We start from the raw sequence: 18738 nt of genomic DNA, 5'->3' as shown, positions 1-18738 counted from the left end.
ATTATGATGATTTTGACTGATAAAAAACCTCGCGTGAATGTGGAAGGGATTTTGACTGCTGATGAGATTCATGAAATTGAACATCACATTCATCATTATCCATATCCGCGTGCGGCCTCTTTGGATGCTCTTAAGTGCGTACAGCGCCGTAATGGCTGGGTTGACGATGCACAAATGAATGCAATTGCACAATTGCTTAGCATTAGTGTGGCGGACTTAGAAGGTGTTGCTACCTTTTATAACCGTATTTACCGCCAACCAGTCGGCCGCCATGTAATTTTGCTGTGTGACTCAATTGCCTGTTTCTTAATGGGTGCAGAAACGCTGGCAGAAGCATTTCAGCGTGAGTTGGGAATCCAGTACGGACAAACTACTCCAGATGGCCGTTTTACTTTATTGCCAATTTGCTGCTTAGGAAATTGCGATAAAGGTCCAACTTTAATGATCGATGAAGATACCCATGGTTTGGTGGATGTGTCTTCGGTCAAGCAGTTATTGGAGAAGTATGTATGAATACTGAACCAAAACCGATTTATGGCGATGGTAACCCTGAAACTCATCCACTGACTTGGCGTTTGAGTAAACAGGAACATGTACGAAATGCCGATGAGTACGAAGCACTAGACGGTTATGCTGGCTTTAAAAAAGCATTGGGCATGAAACCTGCTGAAGTACTTGAAGTGGTAAAAGCAGCCACAGTAAAAGGCCGTGGTGGTGCAGGTTTCCCGGCGGGCATTAAATGGTCGCTGATGGCGCCAAACGATGGTGGCCCGCGCTACCTGATTTGTAATGCCGACGAGATGGAACCAGGTACCTTTAAAGACCGTCTGTTGATGGAACAGCTTCCACATCAGTTGATCGAAGGGATGCTCATCGCAGGTTATACGCTTGAAGCAACACAAGGCTATATCTTTATTCGTGGCGAATACATCGAAGCGGCTCAGTATCTCAATGAAGCACTCGAACAAGTGCGTGCCAAAGGCTACTTGGGCGAAAACATTCTAGATACAGGCTGGAACTTCGAGCTGTATGTACATACTGGCGCAGGACGTTATATCTGTGGCGAAGAAACCGCACTGATCAACTCGCTTGAAGGTCGTCGTGCCAATCCGCGTACTAAACCGCCATTCCCGCAAGTTGCGGGTGCATGGGGTCGTCCAACGATTGTCAATAACGTTGAAACCTACAATAACTTACCTGCCATCATGTTGCGTGGCCCAGAGTGGTACATCGGTCTGTCTGCAGGCAAATCGAAAGATCCTGGCACCAAAATTTATGGGGCATCTGGCAAAGTGAAATTCCCAGGGCTTTGGGAATTGCCATTTGGTACAACGGCGCGTGAAGTGATTGAAGAGCATGCTGGCGGTATGCGTGATGGGCTTAAGCTCAAAGCGTGGTTGCCGGGTGGTGCCTCGACTGACTTCTTGGCGGCAGAACACATCGATTTACCAATGGACTCAGAAACTATCATGAAAGCAGGCTCACGTTTGGGCACCTGTTTGTTGATGGTGGTCGACGAGACACAGTGTATGGTTGCTGCAACACGTAACTTGGAAGAGTTTTTTGCGCGTGAGTCGTGTGGCTGGTGTACACCGTGTCGTGACGGTCTCCCTTGGGCTGTAAAAGCGTTGAAAGCACTCGAAAATGGTGAAGGCAAGATGGAAGATATCCAGCACCTTCAAGAGCTCACCCGTAAGTTATGGATTGGTAAAACATTCTGTGCACACGCACCTGGTGCGATGGAGCCACTCATGGGCGCGCTTAAATATTTCCGTAGCGAGTTTGAAGCAAAAGTGGCCAATAGCCCTGTTGTTCAAGCCAGCAACGTTGCACAAGCTTAAGGAATTCGACTATGGCTACAATTCATGTCGATGGAAAATCATACGAAGTTGATGGATCTGAAAACCTGCTACAAGCATGTTTGTCCCTCGGCCTTGATATTCCATATTTTTGTTGGCATCCCTCTTTAGGTTCTGTGGGCTCATGCCGCCAGTGTGCGGTGACCCAATATGCAAATCCTGAAGACACCCGTGGGCGTCTGGTGATGTCATGCATGACACCTGCAACAGACAATACCTATATCTCAATTGAAGATAAAGAAGCAGTTGAGTTTCGCGAGTCGGTGGTTGAGTTTTTGATGACCAACCATCCGCACGACTGTCCTGTGTGTGAAGAAGGCGGTCACTGTCATTTGCAAGATATGACGGTGATGACCGGTCATGACCGTCGTCGCTATCGTTTCACAAAACGTACTCACTATAACCAAGAGTTGGGTTCGTTTATTGCACATGAAATGAACCGCTGTATCGCGTGCTACCGTTGTGTACGCTACTACAACGACTACGCAGGCGGAACCGATTTTGGTGTCTACGCCAATGCAGCACGTGTGTACTTTGGTCGTCCAGAATCTGGAACGCTGGAATCTGAATTTTCGGGTAACCTCACCGAAGTGTGTCCAACAGGTGTATTCACCGATAAGACGCATTCAGCACGTTATAACCGTAAATGGGATATGCAGTACGCACCAAGCGTATGTCATGGCTGTTCATCGGGCTGTAACATCTCTCCGGGCGAGCGTTACGGCGAATTACGTCGTATTGAAAATCGCTTCAACGGTGAAGTAAACCAATACTTCCTTTGCGATAAAGGTCGCTTTGGTGGTGGATACGTGAACCGTGAAGATCGTCCGCGTCAGCCGCAGTTCCGTTCGGGCACATCTGTTACCACTGTGTCGGTTGATCAAGCACTTGATCAAGTAATCAGTACCTTACAAGGCAAAAAAGTATTGGGTGTGGGTTCTCCGCGCGCTAGCCTTGAATCAAACTTTGCACTACGTGAGCTGGTTGGTCAGGATAACTTCTCGACTGGTATCTCGCAAAAAGAACAAAACTTGGTTGAGCTTGCTGCATCTATCATGCAAACACAGGGAATTTACAACCCGAACATGCGTGAAATCGAAAGCTACGATGCAGTTTTGATTTTAGGTGAAGATCTGACTCAAACTGCACCGCGTATGGCATTGTCGGTTCGTCAGGCTGCCAAAAACAAAGCCAAACAAATGGCGGCAGATCGTCGTACACCAGAATGGTTGGCAGAGCCTGTACAACGTATCGGTCAAGATGCCAAATCGCCAATTTACATTCTGGCAGCCACCCAAACACGTTTAGCCGATGTGGCAACGGGTGAGGTTGTTGCATCACCAAATGATATTGCGCGTTTAGGTTTTGCAGTGGCAGCAGCAGTTCAAGGCGAAACACTGACTGGACTAGACGATGATGCCAAAGCATTTGCACAAAGCATTGCGGATGCATTAAAAGCAGCGAAAAAGCCATTGATCATCTCGGGCACAAGTCTGCAAGATCCGGCAATTATCGAAGCAGCAGCGCAAGTTGCACAAAACCTTGGCCCAGCGGCAGGATTATCCCTAACCGTTCCTGAAGTCAATTCAATGGGTCTAGCGCTTTTGGGTGGTTTAAGCCTTGAGCAGGCTTTTGCACAAGACTATGACGTGATGGTCGTGCTTGAAAACGATTTATATCGCCGTTTACCTGCAACACGTGTCAATGCTGCATTTGAAAAAGCACAATCTGTTGTTGTGCTTGATCATAGTGAAACAGATACGGTGAAACAGGCCGATGTGGTACTGTCTGCTGCAAGCTTTGCAGAGGGCGATGGAACCGTAGTGAGCCAAGAGGGACGTGCACAGCGTTTCTATCAGGTCTATGATCCAAGCTACTACAAACCGGAATATGCCATTAAAGAATCTTGGCGCTGGTTACATGCCATCGAAACAGGTTTAAAAGGTAAGTCAATTATCTGGACTGTGCTAGACGATGTCATTGACTCTGTTGTGAAAAATGTACCTGTACTCGATGCGATTCAAGATGTGGCACCAGATGCAGGCTATCGTGTACATGGTCTGAAAATTGCCCGTGAACCACGTCGTTATTCAGGTCGTACAGCACTACGTGCTCCGATTTCGGTTCATGAGCCAAAGCAACCTGTCGATGTCGACTCAGCATTAACGTTCTCGATGGAAGGCTATGTAGGCCCTCAAAAAGCGGCATCATTGGTTCCATTTGCATGGGCGCCGGGTTGGAACTCACCGCAATCTTGGAACAAGTATCAAGACGAAGTCGGTGGACATTTGAAAGGTGGTGACTCAGGTGTGCGTCTGTTTGATCGTTTACCAAAACGTCCGGCACGTAGTTATGTGGCACCATCAGCGGTGATGTCACATCCTGAAAGCTTCCGTTTGGTACCAATGCATCATATTTTTGCCTCTGGTGAATTCACCATCAAGACACCTGCGATGGAATCGCGTATTCCAGAAGCTGCTTTTGCAGTAGGTGAACAAGATGCGGCACGTTTAAATCTAAAAGACGGTGCGTCACTCAAAGTACAGGCAGGTGAGACGACAGTGAGCTTACCCGTTCAGGTGATTGAGTATTTACCAGCAGGATATATTGGTTATCCAGTAGGTTTGGCACCGACGATTTCGCTTGCTGAACCTGTTTCTGTTGCGGTGGGAGTGTAATTCATGAATCAAGAAATCATGCGCCAAACTCCACTCTGGGCAGAAAATTGGCCAATCGCATATGCCGTTGTGCAGGCGATTGTGATCTTGTTAGTGGTTGTTTTAATTGCAGCATTGATGTCGTTTATCGAGCGTCGTTTGCTGGCATGGTGGCAAGACCGTTATGGTCCGAACCGTGTAGGTCCGGGCGGGATGTTCCAGATTGTAGCCGACATGCTTAAAATCATGTTTAAAGAAGACTGGACACCAAAGTTTGCAGACAAACTGACGTTTCGTCTTGCACCAGCGGTTGCTATGGCGACAGCGGTGCTGTCTTTTATCGTGATTCCAGTCAGCCCGACATTGGGTGTGGCGGACATGAGCATTGGACTGTTGTTCTTTATGGCGATGGCCGGAATTGCAGTGTATGCCGTGTTGTTTGGTGGTTGGGCATCGAATAACAAATACTCGCTCCTTGGGGGACTTCGTTCAGCGGCTCAGACCATTTCCTATGAAGTGTTTCTCGGGATCTCGCTCATGGGCGTGGTGGCAATTGCGGGTTCATTTAATCTGCGTGAAATTGTCGAAGCTCAACGTGATATGTGGTTCATTGTTCCACAATTCCTTGGTTTCATGATTTTTGTTGTGGCAGGCGTTGCCGTAACTCACCGTCATCCATTTGACCAACCTGAAGCCGAACAAGAGCTGGCAGAAGGTTATCACGTCGAATATGGCGGCATGAAATGGGGGATGTTCTTCGTTGCTGAGTACGTCAACATTGTGCTGATTTCTGCACTGATCGTGACGTTGTTCTTTGGCGGCTGGTTAGCACCGTTCAATCTTGAAGTATCGTTTATTCCACCAGCATTCTGGTTCATTGTAAAAACAGCATTTTTTGTGATGATGTTTGTTTTGGCACGTGGTGCATTGATGCGTCCACGTTATGACCAAGTCATGAATTTTGGTTGGAAAGTTTGTTTGCCGCTGGCGTTGGTCAACCTTATGGTGACTGGTGCTGTGATTCTAATGAATCAGGCCTAAGACAGCAGGGAGTACAAAATGTATAAAGTTCTAGCTGGAGTTGGGTCAATCGTTCGTACATTGTGGATGGTCTTCACTCACATTACGCGTAAACGTGACACAATTCTGTATCCAGAAGTACCAGCAGAGGAAATTGTACCACCTCGCTTTCGTGGTCGTATTGTTTTGACACGTGATCCAGACGGAGAAGAGCGCTGCGTAGCGTGTAACCTCTGTGCGGTGGCATGTCCGGTGGGTTGTATTTCCTTGCAAAAAGCAGAGAAAGAAGACGGTCGCTGGTATCCTGAATTTTTCCGTATCAACTTTTCGCGTTGTATTTTTTGCGGAATGTGTGAAGAAGCGTGTCCAACGACTGCTATTCAGATGACGCCAGATTTCGAGTTAGCCGAATATGTACGTCAAGACCTGGTATATGAAAAAGAAAACTTACTGATTTCTGGTCCGGGTAAATATCCTGATTATAACTTCTATCGCGTTGCAGGTATGGCAATTGATGGTAAAGAAAAAGGTCAGGCACAAAAAGAAAGTGCACCAGTTGATGTACGGAGCTTATTACCATGATGTGGCCATTTTATTTGATGGCTCTTGTGGCCATTATCTCGACGATTCGAGTGGTAACGAACTCGAATCCAGTACATGCGTTGTTAAGTCTGATTGTTTCATTACTTGCAGTTGCGGGGATTTTCATGATCGTGGGTGCGCCATTTGCTGGTGCACTTGAAATCATTGTTTATGCCGGTGCCATTATGGTGTTGTTCGTTTTTGTGGTGATGATGCTCAACCTTGGGCACAACACCGTTGAACAAGAACGTAAATGGTTAAGTTCAGATGCGTGGGCGATTCCTGCGCTCATGAGCTTTTTGCTCGGACTGACATTGATCTGGATGCTCGGCGGCGAATACACCACACAAGGTCTCATGCTGGGCCGTGAAGTGATTGGTCCAAAAGCCGTTGGTCAAGTCCTCTTTACCCACTATCTATTATTGGTAGAAATTGCCGCGATGTTATTGCTTGCAGCTTTGGTTGCAGCCTTCCACTTAGGTAAACGCGAGCCGAGTGCAACAGGGGAACAAGAATAATGGGTAACATTCCTTTAGAGCATGGATTGATTGTCGCGACCATTCTTTTTGCGCTGGGTTTTTACGGCGTAATGGTGCGACGTAACTTACTGTTCATGTTGATGAGCCTTGAAATTATGATGAATGCCGCTGCATTGGCATTTGTTTTGGCAGGAAGCGTTTGGGCACAGCCTGACGGTCAAATCATGTTTATTCTGATTTTGACACTTGCTGCTGCAGAGGCATGTATCGGTCTTGCGATCGTCCTTCAGTTTTACCATCGCTTCCACCATCTGGATGTGGATGCTGCAAGTGAGATGCGCGGATGAGTACTTTATATTTAACGATTCTTTTTCCGCTGATCGGCTTTGTTTTATTGGCGGCAGGTCGCGACAAACTTTCTGAAAATGTAGCCGCGATCATTGGTGTTGGTTCAGTCGGTTTATCTGCATTATTCGCGCTTTTGGCGGGACTCGCATTTACCAGCAGTGGTCAACCTGTTTTTGTTCAGCATTTATGGACATGGTTTAATGTCGGTGGTTTTGCGCCAGGCATTACACTGCATCTTGATGGTTTGTCCTTGCTCATGATGGGCATGATCACGGGTGTGGGTTTTTTAATTCATATCTTTGCATCATGGTACATGCGTGGCGAAGATGGTTATGCGCGTTTCTTCTCGTATTTTAACCTGTTTGTTGCCAGCATGTTGGTGCTGGTTTTAGGCGATAACCTTGCGTTATTGTTCTTGGGTTGGGAAGGCGTTGGTCTGTGTTCTTATTTGTTGATTGGTTTTTATTATTCAAATCCAGCCAACGGATGGGCAGCCATCAAAGCATTTACCGTGACTCGTGTGGGTGACGTCTTCTTGCTGATTGCACTCTTCTTGCTTTACCAACAGTTTGGTACGCTCAATACGCAATACATTGTGGAAAATGCAGCATCGGTGATGACACAGAGTTCATCGCTTTCAATCTGGACCGCATTGATGCTGTTTTTGGGTGCAGCGGGTAAATCAGCACAGATTCCACTACAAACGTGGTTGGCAGATGCGATGGCAGGTCCTACACCTGTTTCGGCATTGATCCACGCAGCAACCATGGTGACCGCAGGGGTATACCTCACTAGCCGTATGCATTCAGTGATTGAAATGGCACCTGCAGTGATGCAGTTTATTTCAATTACTGGTGCAGTAACGCTGCTCGTAGCAGGTTTTGCAGCACTGGTACAAACCGATATCAAACGTATCTTGGCTTACTCAACCATGAGTCAGCTCGGTTATATGTTTATGGCTGTGGGTGCAGAAGCGTACCAAGCCGGATTGTTCCATATGCTCGCACATGCATTCTTCAAAGCATTATTGTTCCTATCGTCTGGTGCTGTAATTCTGGCATGTCATCATGAACAAAACATTTTCAAAATGGGTGGGCTTCGTAAGAAGATTCCATTTGTGTTCTGGTGTTTCGTGATTGGTGGCGGTGCATTAGCTGCACTACCGATCGTAACGATTGGCTTCTTCTCAAAAGATGCAATTTTGGGTGCCGTGTATGCACAGTCGACCATTGCAAATCTTCCACTTTACTCAACGTTGTATTGGGTGGGTGTAGCAGGTGCATTCCTGACCTCAATTTATACCTTCCGCCTCATTTGGGTGGTGTTCTTTGGCGAAGAAAAAACCGAAGCACATGCCATTCATGGTGTGACCTACTGGGGACCATTGGCTATTTTGGCAGTGTTTTCAACAGGTGTAGGTTATTTCCTTCAAGGGCCGGTACTCAATATCTTGACGGCAGCAAAAATTCCAGCCTTTATGATTCCTGAATCAATGGAAGCTGCGGTATCACATGCTGAGCACTTGGCAAGTGGTGTTGCAATTGCAGGTCTGGTTGTTGGAATTGTATTGTTTGCCTTTGCTTACAATGCAGTGAAATCATTTGCTGCAACTGGTCTGGGTTTAGGTTTGGCGCATATTTGCCGCACGGCATTTGGTTTCGATGCACTTTATGACATCGTATTTGTTAAACCGTATTTACTCATCGCGAAAATTTTAGGTCGTGATCCGATTGATGGCTTGTGGCTCTTGCTTCCAGCGTTGGTACGTGGTGGTAACAGCTTCACCAGCTCACGTCAAACGGGTTCGTTGCGTGAATACGCATCAAGCATGTCACTCGGTGTAGTGGTGTTATTGATGATCCTGATTATTCTTCAGGTTGTGGGGAAATAAAATGGAAAACAATTTAATTTTACCCGCGCTGATTCTGATTCCGTTCATTGCTGGTTTTGTGTGTTGGTTGGTCGATAAACTCGACCAGCAACTTCCACGCTGGATTGCCTTGATTGGCATGTTAATCACTTTGGGATTGACCATCGCACTGTGGCAGCATGGTACTTATCATTACGAGCTCGGCGAAAAAACACCAACATGGTCATCTGAGTTTTATCTTCCTTGGATTAAAACCCTCGGTATCAGCATTCATTTGGCAGTGGATGGTTTATCGCTGCTTATGGTGGGTTTAACCGCATTGCTGGGTGTTCTTGCAGTCGGTTGTTCTTGGGGTGAAATCCAGAAAAACGTTGGCTTTTTCCACCTGAACTTACTGTGGTCATTGGGCGGTGTGATCGGGGTGTTCCTAGCCATCGATATGTTCCTGTTCTTCTTCTTCTGGGAGATGATGCTGGTTCCAATCTATTTCTTGATTGCACTATGGGGACATAAGGGTTCGAATGGACGCTCGCGTGTATATGCAGCAACGAAATTCTTCCTGTATACCCAGATCTGCGGTTTGATCATGCTGATTGGTATTTTGGGTCTGGTGGTTTACGGTTACATGATGACCGGAATGATCGGATTTGATTACAACTACTTGCTTGCCGTGGCCAATAACCTACCAGCAGGTGTGGCATATGCATTTATGCTCTGCTTCTTTATTGGTTTTGCAGTCAAGCTGCCTGTTTTCCCGTTACATGGTTGGTTGCCAGATGCACATGCACAGGCACCTACGGCAGGTTCGGTTGACCTTGCAGGGATCTTGATTAAAACAGCGGCCTACGGTTTGCTTCGTTTTGTGATTCCGTTTTTTCCGGCAGCATCTGCACAGTTTGCAGATATTGCGATTATCTTTGGTTTGATCGGTATTTTCTACGGCGCTTGGTGTGCTTACCAGCAAACCGATATGAAGCGTTTATTGGCGTATACCTCAATTTCGCACATGGGCTTTGTACTGCTCGCGATTTATGCCGGAAACATTCTGACTTATCAAGGTTTGATGATCATGATGCTGGCACACGGTTTGTCGTCTGCTGCACTGTTCATCATGTGTGGTCAAATCTATGAGCGTCTGCACACTCGCGATATGCGCTTAATGGGTGGTATTCGCGGTCAGTTCCGTTACTTGCCATTTTTCTTAATGTTCTTTGTTGCGGCATTGGTTGGTATTCCGGGTCTAGGTAACTTTATTGGTGAATTCCTGATCTTGATGGGTTCATTCAACAAATATCCGACCTTTACCATTATTGCAGCTGTAAGTTTGGTGTTTGCGGGTCTATACGGTTTGATCTTGATTCACCGCGCATTGTTTGGTGAGCCGAATCCGGAACAAGCACAGCATTACAATAGCCCGCTTAAAGATTTGTCTGCTCGCGAAGTAGGGATCTTGATGATTTGTTTGGTTGGCCTAGTCTGGTTGGGGATGTATCCGCAAACTTTCCTAGACATCTCGCATTCATCTATGCAGTGGTTAAGCAACAGTTATGTGCCTGTACAACAAGTCGTTGACGTTACTCAAGAGGCAGTAGCCCAACTTAGTAATGTGGAGATCCAATAAGCCATGAACTTCACAATGTCGTTTTCTCAGCTCATGCCTTTAGCTCCTGTCCTGATTGTGGTTCTCACTGCAGTGGTGGTGATGATTCTGATTTCGATCAAACGTAATCATAATCTCATCGCGACCACCTCAGTCGTAGGCTTAAATTTAACAGCGGCTTATATTCTTTTGACTATGTTTGGCGGACAATTTGTTCCGTCTAACATCATGGGCATGTTTATGGTTGATCCATTTACATTGCTCTATCAACTTTTGATTGTTGTTGCCTCATTGGCGTGCTGTACCTTGTCGCATGCGTATATTGAAAGCTACAAAGACAATCGTGAAGAGCTGTATTTATTGCTGCTTATTTCAGTGTCGGGTGCCATGCTCATGGTGGCGAGCGCGCATTATGCGTCGTTCTTTATCAGTCTTGAGTTAATGTCAATTCCGATGTACGGCTTGCTGGCCTACACCTATCAGCGTAGCCGTTCATTGGAGGCGGGTATCAAGTATTTGGTACTGTCTGCGACTGCATCTGCCATGTTATTGATGGGTATGGCTTACATTTATGCCTATACGGGTTCACTGGCATTTTACGATTCAGTACAAGCATTGTTTGAAGCGATCAAACAGCCAATGGTGATCTTGGGTCTTGGCCTGATCATTTTTGCTGTTGCATTCAAGCTGTCACTTGCACCTTTTCACAAGTGGACACCAGATGTCTACTCAGGTGCACCAGCACCATTGGTAACGTTCCTTGCGACGGCTGCCAAAGTAGCGACAGTGGGTCTGTTTGTTCGCTATATGCTGACTTCTGGCGCGATTCTAATCGACTCCATCGTGACGATCATTACCATTTTGGCGGTATTGTCGATTGTGATTGGTAACTTGCTGGCTGTACGTCAAGTTAACTTAAAACGTGTACTTGCATATTCTTCGATTGCACATTTTGGTTATTTACTGATTGCTTTGGTAAGTATGACCTATGCAAGCTTAGGCAGTGTAACGGTTTATATCATTACTTATGTACTCACCACGATTGGTGCGTTCGGTGCCGTGGCATTGATGTCAAGCCCGTATAACAATATCGATGAAGCAGAGAGCTTGGCCGATTATCGTGGTTTGTTCTGGCGTCGTCCGGTATTGACTGCCACCTTAACCGTCATGATGCTATCTTTGGCTGGTATTCCATTGACTGCTGGTTTTATCGGGAAGTTCTTGGTCGTTATGGCTGCCGTTACGACCCAGCATTGGTTCTTGGCTGCCATGATTATTGTAGGTAGTGGTATTGGTTTGTACTACTACTTGCGTGTCATGATCGTCATGTATATGACACCGCCAGACGTTCCTCGTATCGATGCCGATAAGCACTGGGGGCAAAAAGTTGGTGGAATCATGGTGCTTGCTGCGGCTGCATTGGTGTTGATCATTGGTATCTATCCAGATCCAATCATCAAGCTGGCACTTGAGGGTGAAATTCTTTCACCATTGCACTTTGTGTTAGCAAATCATCAGTAATGATGGGTTTTTAACAAAAAGAGCCTCCATTTTTGGAGGCTTTTTTTATATTTCATGCTTAAAACCCACTATAATACCCGGAGTTTAGTGTAGTTTTAGGTGTCTCTCGTGCCCATTAAAGAAATCCGCCATCCTTTAATCCGTCATAAACTTGGTTTGTTGCGTCGTGCGGATATTAGTACTAAAAATTTTCGTGAATTAGCGCAAGAAGTCACGATGTTGCTGACCTATGAAGCAACACAGGACTTACTGTTGGTTGATCATGAAATTGATGGCTGGGCAGGTAAAGTTGCAACACAGCGTATTGCAGGCAAGAAAATCACCATCGTGCCAATTTTGCGTGCAGGCATTGGTATGCTCGATGGCGTACTCAATCTGATTCCAAGTGCCAAAGTGAGTGTATTAGGGCTAGAGCGTGATGAACAAACGCTTGAAGCACGTACCTATTACAAAAAACTGGTACCTGATGTTGCTAACCGTATTGCCATGATTATCGATCCGATGTTGGCGACCGGTAGCTCTTTGATTGCGGCGATTGATGTGCTTAAAGCCAGCGGTTGTAAAGATATCCGTGTGATGGTGTTGGTGGCCGCGCCTGAAGGAATTAAAAAGGTTCAGGACAAACATCCAGAAGTTGAGATTTATACCGCTTCAATTGATGACGGACTCAATGAGCACGGCTACATTGTACCGGGCTTAGGCGATGCCGGAGATAAGATTTTTGGTAGTGTCCAAAAAGATTAATAAAAAAAGCCACGTTCTCGTGGCTTTTTTTATTTCTTGATGATAAGAATGATTTAAATATCATTGACTCGATTTTCACAAAAATTCATAAATGCCTTCAGCCCAGGCCCCTGATACTTTTGACGATGTACTAAAAGATGCAGCGGGCGGGTAAGCTCCCAAAATGGTGTTTTTAGAATCACCAACTGACCTTTTTCAATGAGCGGTTGTATTGCCAGTTTGGAAATACACGACATACCCAGACCACCGGCGACAATTTTTAAAATGGCTTCGTTATGTCCGAGTGTCAGACGAATATTGGCATCAGGTACATCTTGCAAGATCGCATTATCAAACACTTCACGCGTACCAGATCCTTCTTCGCGCAAAATCCACTCCACGTTTAAAAAGTCTTCTGGGGTGAGTGTACGATTGAGCTGAGCCAGCGGATGCTCTGGCGAGCAGCATACGGCAAGTTCATCGTTGAGCCAGTGAATACACTGTAGCTGTGGTAAATGACACGAACCTTCAATCAGTGCCAGATCAAGCTGGAATTGATTGACGGCTTCAATCATTTGACGAGTATTGCCTACTTGTAGCTGCAAATGCGCTTGCGGATGGATCTGTAAAAAGTCTGCCATTAGATCGGGAATCAGGTAATCACTGATGGTCAGGGTCGAACCCAAACGCAGATCAATACTTTGTAATTCACCTTTGGCCGCTTGTTCAAATGCTTCACAGCGCCCTAAAATTTCAAGTGCTTGAGGCAATAAGAAGCGGCCAAGATCATTCAGCTGCAGGCGTTTGCCCAAACGATCAAACAATGGTGCGCCCAGACCATCTTCCAGATCGGCCAGCGCCATACTGGCTGCACTTTGGGTGAGTCGGACTGCATCACTGGCCTTGGTGACCGTTCCCTCTTGAGCGACTGCCACAAAAACAGCCAACTGACGTAATGTCATGCGCATGGAATGAAGCCTTACTCTTTAAAAAGTATTAAAAAATTGACGTGTCATGCTAACATGAGCACACCATTTCGTGCCACGTTGAAATTATGTCAATTGAAAAATTTAGCGTAGAAAAAGTGTTGTCGGTACATCGTTGGACCCCAACCTTGTTTAGTTTTACCCTAACACGTCCTGCGCATTTTAAGTTCGCAGCAGGGCAGTTTGCACGAATTGGCTTAAAAGTAAAAGATGATCTGGTGGTGCGTGCTTATTCGATTGTGTCCTCGCCATACGATGAAACACTCGAGTTTTTTTCAATTGTAGTACCAGATGGCGCTTTTACCTCAAACTTGCAACATTTGCAGGTGGGTGACGAACTGTATCTAGAAAAAATCCCATATGGTTTTTTAACCTTGGCACGCTATCAACTGCCGCTGCCACAAGATTTATGGCTTTTGGCAACTGGAACAGGTTTAGCTCCATTTATTTCGATGTTGCAAGATTTTGCCACGTGGGAAAATTATCAGCAGATTTACTTGGTTTATAGCGTAAGAACGGCTTCTGAACTGGCGTACGTGAAGCGGATTGAAGAAATTGCCTCAAGTTTTGGCGAGGGACATAACGGCTTTAAATTTGTGCCAATCATCACCCGTGATCCACATGCCCAGTTACATGATCGACTGCCGATCCTGATTGAAAACGGTGAGCTAGAAGCTGCCGTCGGTCAGCAATTAAATGCTACAAGCAGCCATGTAATGCTCTGTGGTAATCCACAGATGGTAGACGACACCAAAGAAGCCTTGAAGCGCCGTGGCTTGACCATGAACCGACGCGGAGAAGGGAATATTGCCGTGGAAAACTACTGGTAATCAGTGAAATACAGCATGCCATACATTAAGTATAGCGGTTTGCGCACTCAGTGCACAAACATATCCATAAACTCGCGCAGTTCGCTAATTGCACTGTCTAGATCGGTATTGATCCAGGTGGGTTCAAATACCCCGATATAATGCGCAAGACGTTCGTGAGGCACGATCAGACGAATCGGACATTCTTCTTCAAGCAGGCGCCATGGAATAATCGGTACTTCGTTGTCTAAAAAAGCGTTGACATTACGAATATCAATGATCATGGCATTGATGCAATCGGGAAACGGCATCACAGAAAATTCTTCAGTTCTGCGACGAAAATATTCCAGATCTCCCCATTTTATCGAAAAGCTCGGTTTGCTAAATTCAATTATACCAATAAGGTGTTCATCGCGCGTGTGATGCAATGTACACTGGTGGGTGACGTCAGTGTCAAGATCAAGCGTTACATTTTGCTGACGGTACGACATAACTGTTTAAACAAAAAAATCGATCGCATAGTATAGCCTATTTTTTAGTACAACGATGAAACAAAGAACACGTTGCTACAATGCTTTTTCACACAACGCTACATAAGTGCTTGTTATGATGGTAAAGGATATAAAAAATAAGAGGGTGAAAATATGAAACACGATTATAGCAAACCATCTTCACATGCTTCATCACCAGAAGAAACTGAACGTAAACGTAAGCTGCCTGTTTATATTCTTATAGTTGTGGGGATTTTCCTAGTGGCATTAATTGCCTATATGGTGGCTGATCATCAGCCAGATGCAGCAGATGCACCGCCAGATCATCCAAATCCGAATGCGCAGCCTGCTACGCCGAATAATCCAACGCCAGATTCTAAGCAGTCATAGCGAATTCGTCATTATTCTGAGTAAGAGAGGCTCTTTTCATGATTGAACAAGAGCCTTTCTTGCAATGTTTTGCAGTGATTTTGTTGTAATTCTTATGAGAACAATTGAATAAAAAATGCACACAAAATAAAGTGATAAATATCACAATATTTTTATAATCAGAGATATTTTGATGTTCACTCTATCGTTAAATCATAAATTGCTAAGCCAATAAAAGATAAAAAGAGGATACCTACAACATGAATAATTTCTTTGGAAATGAGCCGAATCGTGCTCATTATGATCTGATGTATTACTGGGACATTTTCCAACCGATTGTAGCAGCCGTTGTGGTGTTTATTATTGGTTGGATTTTGGCACTGGTGATCGCCGCTGGAGTTAAAAAATTACTTAGTGCCTTGGGCACCAACCATCGTTTGTCCTCTGCAACTGGAAAAACGCCAGACTTCGAACGCATCGTCTCAAAATTTGTGTTTTGGTTTGTACTGACGATTGCACTGATTGCTGCACTCAATGTCCTCAACATCTACAGCGTGAGTGGTCCGTTTAGTGCCATGATCACACAAGTGCTGGTATTTGTTCCTAACTTGATTGCTGCTGCGGTTGTGGCCTTGGTGGGTTGGATTATTGCACGTTTGGTTCGTGCTGGTTTTTCCAATGTACTTGCAAGAACGCAACTCGATGAAAAACTCAGTTCTGAAGTAGGTGTGCGCCCGTTGAGTGAAAATATCGCCGATATTGTTTACTGGCTGATTTTGTTGCTCTTTTTACCAATCGTGCTGTCTATTCTTGGATTGACAGGGCTTTTGCTACCTGTACAAAACATGCTCAATGATGCCGTTGGCTATTTACCGAATATTTTCATTGCTGGTGTGATCGTATTTGTAGGTTACATCTTGGCAAAAATTGTACGCGGTATTGTCGAGGGACTGGTCAACAGTATCGGACTTCAGCAACAGGCACAGAAAATTGGTCTGTTTAAGCAAAGCAATTTGGGCCGTGTACTCGGGTCTTTTGTTTTCGCGCTGGTCATGATCACGGCGTTAATTGTAGCGTTTGAAGCCCTTGGAATTGAAACGATTTCTCAGCCTGCAACCTCAATGCTGAACGAAATCATGTATGCCATTCCAAACATCATTGCAGCAGGTTTAATCCTGATTATTGCCTATGTGGTGTCGCGTTTTATTGCCAATTTGGTACAGGATATTCTGGCGGGTACAGGTGTTGATGACATTCCGGCCAAGTTTGATTTACAGCGCTTCTTGGGTAGCACCAAAGTTTCACATGTAGTTGCTGTGCTGATTGTCTTTTTTACCATGTTGTTTGCCGTATCTGAAGCTGCAAACCGACTTGGATTTGAGCAGATCAGTAATCTGATCGCGATGTTTATTGCCTTTGGCGCAAATATCTTGCTTGGTGCCGTAATTTTGGTGATCGGTTTCTGGTTAGCCAATATTGTGGCCAATGTGGTACAGCGTGGCGAATACAACAGTTCGCGCTGGTTGGGTAATTTGGTTCGTGTATTGATTATGGGACTGGTTTTGGCCATGGGACTTCGTGCTATGGGCATTGCCGATTCAATTGTCAATCTGGCCTTTGGACTCACACTCGGTGCTGTAGCCGTCGCTTTTGCATTGGCTTTTGGTTTAGGTGGCCGTCAGCCTGCAGAACGTGTACTGACGGATTTAATCGATAAAGTCAAGGCAGAGGGTAATGATCCAAATCCTGTTGCACAAACCGCGCGTGAAAAGACCACTTTTGCGTCGCCAGATGTGACGTCACATTCAGATCATAGCGTACCAACCAACTTTGAGGTGGATCCGAACAATACGCCACTGAACAATCCTTATGGTTCAAAAGGTGAGGGTGACGATATCTCTTTACCGGGACAATCCGACGACCAACCTAAATAAACTTTGATTTTTTCAATAAGATTAGCCACTCTAGTTTGAGTGGCTAATCTTTTATGTATTTTATTTCACTATCAAACGACAGGAGAATCGTATGCAAAAGCAACCAAATCGTTTTTTAGCGCCTATTGTGATTGCCGGTATTACGGTTGGATTTTTGGCCAGTGCCTATAAGTTTATTTTTTCTAAATCGAGTGCGTCAAAACAACCACGCCCGAATAAATCGCCTAATGAATCGATTGAAATCAAACCATCGACAACTTCCTCAGAAGATCAAACCTCAACTGAGCGCTAGACAAATTCTGCTGCCGCAACTGCAGAGGCCCAAGCCCACTGGAAGTTATAACCGCCCAAATGACCGGTAACATCAAGCACTTCTCCAACAAAAAACAGGCCTGGCTCGCGTTTGCTTTGCATGGTTTTCGATGAAACTTCAGTGGTATCGACACCACCTAAAGTGACTTCCGCTGTTCGGTAGCCTTCGGTTCCAGATGGTTTGACAGCGAATGCATGCAACTGTTTGCAAATCTCTTCAAGCAAGGCATCACTGAGTTGTCCGATTGCGGTTTCAGCATGTGCTGGCCAGATTAATTGTTGTAGTTCCAGCACAATGCTTTTGGCGGCCAGTTCGCTCAGTAAGGTGCGTAACAAGACTTTCGGCTGTTGCTGTTTTTTCGCTTTGAAATACGCCAGTAACTCATGACTTGGAAAGAAATCGATTTGAAATGCTTCGCCACTGTTCCAGTAGTTAGAGAGTTGTAATGCGCTGGGCCCGCTTAATCCGCGATGTGTAAACAATAGCGCTTCATTAAAGCTATTTTGAGTGTTAGAGAGCGTCACATCCAGTGCATTACCACTTAAACGTGTTGTGACCTCTTTAAATTGATCTGAAAAGGTAAAGGGCACCAATCCTGCTCGGGTTGGATAAACGTGATGACCAAATTGCTTGGCGAGCTCGTATCCAAAGCCCGAACCGCCTAGTGTCGGAATCGAAAGCCCCCCAGAGGCTACCACTACAGACTCTGCCGTATAACTGGCGTGTGGGGTACGAACCTGAAAGCGACCATTTTCTTGCTTGGTTACAGCCTTGACTTCACTGTCGGTTTGAATCTCGACACCGCCCGCTTTCTCACACTCCGAAAGCAGCATATTTAAAATCTCTTTTGCACCTTTTAAGGTAAAGAGCTGTCCGTGTTTGCGTTCTTCGTAGGCAATGCCGTAATCACACACCAAGCCAATAAAATCCCAGTTGGTATAGCGGCTCAGTGCAGAAATGACAAAATGGGGATTATGAGAAATAAAATGCTCGGGTTCGACATATAAGTTGGTAAAGTTACATTTGCCACCGCCCGACATCAGAATTTTTTTGCCGACTTTATTGGCTTTTTCAAGAATCAGCACCGAACGACCACGCTTGGCCGCATGTGAGGCCAGCATCAGGCCTGATGCGCCTGCACCCAGAACGATCACATCATACTGAAACGACATTTGAA

The 18738-nt window shown here is 45.5% G+C and carries 18 protein-coding genes; 15 read left to right on the top strand and 3 right to left on the bottom strand.

From position 1 onward, the window contains the following. Positions 1 to 3: 3 nt before the first annotated feature. From nuoE to upp, 11 genes are all read left to right on the top strand, one after another. On the top strand, positions 4 to 513 hold the full coding sequence (gene nuoE, locus L2096_RS07745) for an NADH-quinone oxidoreductase subunit NuoE (protein ID WP_004935022.1): 510 nt from the start codon (positions 4 to 6) through the stop codon (positions 511 to 513). Next, positions 510 to 1841 carry an NADH-quinone oxidoreductase subunit NuoF gene (gene nuoF, locus L2096_RS07740; protein WP_004935024.1) on the top strand — a complete coding sequence of 444 codons (1332 nt, stop codon included), beginning with the start codon at positions 510 to 512 and terminating at the stop codon, positions 1839 to 1841. The genes nuoE and nuoF overlap by 4 nt, the downstream gene beginning before the upstream one ends. An 11-nt stretch (positions 1842 to 1852) precedes the next feature. Continuing rightward, entirely contained in the window at positions 1853 to 4537 is a 2685-nt protein-coding gene (gene nuoG, locus L2096_RS07735) for an NADH-quinone oxidoreductase subunit NuoG (protein WP_004935026.1), read from the top strand. Between the two features lie 3 nt (positions 4538 to 4540). Beyond that, positions 4541 to 5557 carry an NADH-quinone oxidoreductase subunit NuoH gene (nuoH, locus tag L2096_RS07730; RefSeq protein WP_004935029.1) on the top strand — a complete coding sequence of 339 codons (1017 nt, stop codon included), beginning with the start codon at positions 4541 to 4543 and terminating at the stop codon, positions 5555 to 5557. 18 nt (positions 5558 to 5575) lie between these two features. Continuing rightward, entirely contained in the window at positions 5576 to 6118 is a 543-nt protein-coding gene (gene nuoI / locus L2096_RS07725; RefSeq protein WP_004935031.1) for an NADH-quinone oxidoreductase subunit NuoI, read from the top strand. Beyond that, positions 6118 to 6636: an NADH-quinone oxidoreductase subunit J gene (nuoJ, locus tag L2096_RS07720; RefSeq protein WP_171063737.1), complete on the top strand. Its 519-nt coding sequence runs from the start codon at positions 6118 to 6120 to the stop codon at positions 6634 to 6636. The genes nuoI and nuoJ overlap by 1 nt, the downstream gene beginning before the upstream one ends. Next, on the top strand, positions 6636 to 6944 hold the full coding sequence (gene nuoK, locus L2096_RS07715) for an NADH-quinone oxidoreductase subunit NuoK (RefSeq protein ID WP_004922503.1): 309 nt from the start codon (positions 6636 to 6638) through the stop codon (positions 6942 to 6944). Before nuoJ ends, nuoK begins: the two co-directional genes overlap by 1 nt. Further along, the gene (nuoL, locus tag L2096_RS07710) at positions 6941 to 8836 is read left to right on the top strand and encodes an NADH-quinone oxidoreductase subunit L (protein WP_250365183.1); all 1896 of its coding nucleotides are present in this window, start codon (positions 6941 to 6943) and stop codon (positions 8834 to 8836) included. The genes nuoK and nuoL overlap by 4 nt, the downstream gene beginning before the upstream one ends. A 1-nt stretch (position 8837) precedes the next feature. Beyond that, entirely contained in the window at positions 8838 to 10436 is a 1599-nt protein-coding gene (gene nuoM, locus L2096_RS07705; RefSeq protein ID WP_004945590.1) for an NADH-quinone oxidoreductase subunit M, read from the top strand. A gap of 3 nt (positions 10437 to 10439) precedes the next feature. Next, positions 10440 to 11936 carry an NADH-quinone oxidoreductase subunit NuoN gene (nuoN, locus tag L2096_RS07700; protein ID WP_004935040.1) on the top strand — a complete coding sequence of 499 codons (1497 nt, stop codon included), beginning with the start codon at positions 10440 to 10442 and terminating at the stop codon, positions 11934 to 11936. Positions 11937 to 12044: 108 nt separating this feature from the next. Further along, complete coding sequence (gene upp, locus L2096_RS07695; protein ID WP_004935042.1) at positions 12045 to 12680, top strand: uracil phosphoribosyltransferase; 636 nt, start codon at positions 12045 to 12047, stop codon at positions 12678 to 12680. 53 nt (positions 12681 to 12733) lie between these two features. Here upp and gigC read toward each other — a convergent pair whose 3' ends face one another. Beyond that, complete coding sequence (gene gigC / locus L2096_RS07690) at positions 12734 to 13627, bottom strand: LysR family transcriptional regulator GigC (protein WP_250365182.1); 894 nt, start codon at positions 13625 to 13627, stop codon at positions 12734 to 12736. A gap of 86 nt (positions 13628 to 13713) precedes the next feature. Between gigC and L2096_RS07685 the strand changes: the two genes are divergently transcribed. Then, on the top strand, positions 13714 to 14475 hold the full coding sequence (locus L2096_RS07685; RefSeq protein WP_250365181.1) for a ferredoxin--NADP reductase: 762 nt from the start codon (positions 13714 to 13716) through the stop codon (positions 14473 to 14475). A gap of 47 nt (positions 14476 to 14522) precedes the next feature. Here L2096_RS07685 and L2096_RS07680 read toward each other — a convergent pair whose 3' ends face one another. Next, the gene (locus tag L2096_RS07680) at positions 14523 to 14945 is read right to left on the bottom strand and encodes a hypothetical protein (RefSeq protein WP_119690076.1); all 423 of its coding nucleotides are present in this window, start codon (positions 14943 to 14945) and stop codon (positions 14523 to 14525) included. A 153-nt stretch (positions 14946 to 15098) separates the two neighbouring features. On the opposite strand from L2096_RS07680, the gene L2096_RS07675 reads away from it, so the two are divergent. The 3 genes from L2096_RS07675 (at position 15099) to L2096_RS07665 (ending at position 17540) form a co-directional block, all read left to right on the top strand. Further along, a complete protein-coding gene (locus L2096_RS07675; protein ID WP_004935055.1) occupies positions 15099 to 15335 on the top strand; it encodes a flagellar basal body-associated FliL family protein in 237 nt (78 codons plus the stop codon). A gap of 239 nt (positions 15336 to 15574) precedes the next feature. Further along, entirely contained in the window at positions 15575 to 17248 is a 1674-nt protein-coding gene (locus tag L2096_RS07670; protein WP_004945594.1) for a mechanosensitive ion channel, read from the top strand. Between the two features lie 91 nt (positions 17249 to 17339). After that, positions 17340 to 17540 (top strand): hypothetical protein, encoded by a 201-nt coding sequence (locus L2096_RS07665; RefSeq protein ID WP_151746472.1) that lies wholly within the window; start codon positions 17340 to 17342, stop codon positions 17538 to 17540. Here L2096_RS07665 and L2096_RS07660 read toward each other — a convergent pair. Then, entirely contained in the window at positions 17537 to 18733 is a 1197-nt protein-coding gene (locus L2096_RS07660; RefSeq protein ID WP_025094483.1) for a BaiN/RdsA family NAD(P)/FAD-dependent oxidoreductase, read from the bottom strand. The genes L2096_RS07665 and L2096_RS07660 overlap by 4 nt on opposite strands. Positions 18734 to 18738 lie beyond the last annotated feature (5 nt).

The organism is Acinetobacter sp. ACZLY 512 (genome assembly GCF_023614015.1).
GTDB lineage: Bacteria > Pseudomonadota > Gammaproteobacteria > Pseudomonadales > Moraxellaceae > Acinetobacter > Acinetobacter soli.
The sequence above is the reverse complement of the archived record's forward strand: the minus strand, read 5'-3'. Positions and strand labels throughout refer to the sequence as shown.

Coding starts and splice junctions, on each gene's coding strand:
- nuoE (WP_004935022.1), top strand. CDS start 4: ATGATGATTTTGACTGATAAAAAACCTCGCGTGAATGTGGAAGGGATT.
- nuoF (WP_004935024.1), top strand. CDS start 510: ATGAATACTGAACCAAAACCGATTTATGGCGATGGTAACCCTGAAACT.
- nuoG (WP_004935026.1), top strand. CDS start 1,853: ATGGCTACAATTCATGTCGATGGAAAATCATACGAAGTTGATGGATCT.
- nuoH (WP_004935029.1), top strand. CDS start 4,541: ATGAATCAAGAAATCATGCGCCAAACTCCACTCTGGGCAGAAAATTGG.
- nuoI (WP_004935031.1), top strand. CDS start 5,576: ATGTATAAAGTTCTAGCTGGAGTTGGGTCAATCGTTCGTACATTGTGG.
- nuoJ (WP_171063737.1), top strand. CDS start 6,118: ATGTGGCCATTTTATTTGATGGCTCTTGTGGCCATTATCTCGACGATT.
- nuoK (WP_004922503.1), top strand. CDS start 6,636: ATGGGTAACATTCCTTTAGAGCATGGATTGATTGTCGCGACCATTCTT.
- nuoL (WP_250365183.1), top strand. CDS start 6,941: ATGAGTACTTTATATTTAACGATTCTTTTTCCGCTGATCGGCTTTGTT.
- nuoM (WP_004945590.1), top strand. CDS start 8,838: ATGGAAAACAATTTAATTTTACCCGCGCTGATTCTGATTCCGTTCATT.
- nuoN (WP_004935040.1), top strand. CDS start 10,440: ATGAACTTCACAATGTCGTTTTCTCAGCTCATGCCTTTAGCTCCTGTC.
- gigC (WP_250365182.1), bottom strand. CDS start 13,627: ATGCGCATGACATTACGTCAGTTGGCTGTTTTTGTGGCAGTCGCTCAA.
- L2096_RS07685 (WP_250365181.1), top strand. CDS start 13,714: ATGTCAATTGAAAAATTTAGCGTAGAAAAAGTGTTGTCGGTACATCGT.
- L2096_RS07680 (WP_119690076.1), bottom strand. CDS start 14,945: ATGTCGTACCGTCAGCAAAATGTAACGCTTGATCTTGACACTGACGTC.
- L2096_RS07675 (WP_004935055.1), top strand. CDS start 15,099: ATGAAACACGATTATAGCAAACCATCTTCACATGCTTCATCACCAGAA.
- L2096_RS07670 (WP_004945594.1), top strand. CDS start 15,575: ATGAATAATTTCTTTGGAAATGAGCCGAATCGTGCTCATTATGATCTG.
- L2096_RS07665 (WP_151746472.1), top strand. CDS start 17,340: ATGCAAAAGCAACCAAATCGTTTTTTAGCGCCTATTGTGATTGCCGGT.
- L2096_RS07660 (WP_025094483.1), bottom strand. CDS start 18,733: ATGTCGTTTCAGTATGATGTGATCGTTCTGGGTGCAGGCGCATCAGGC.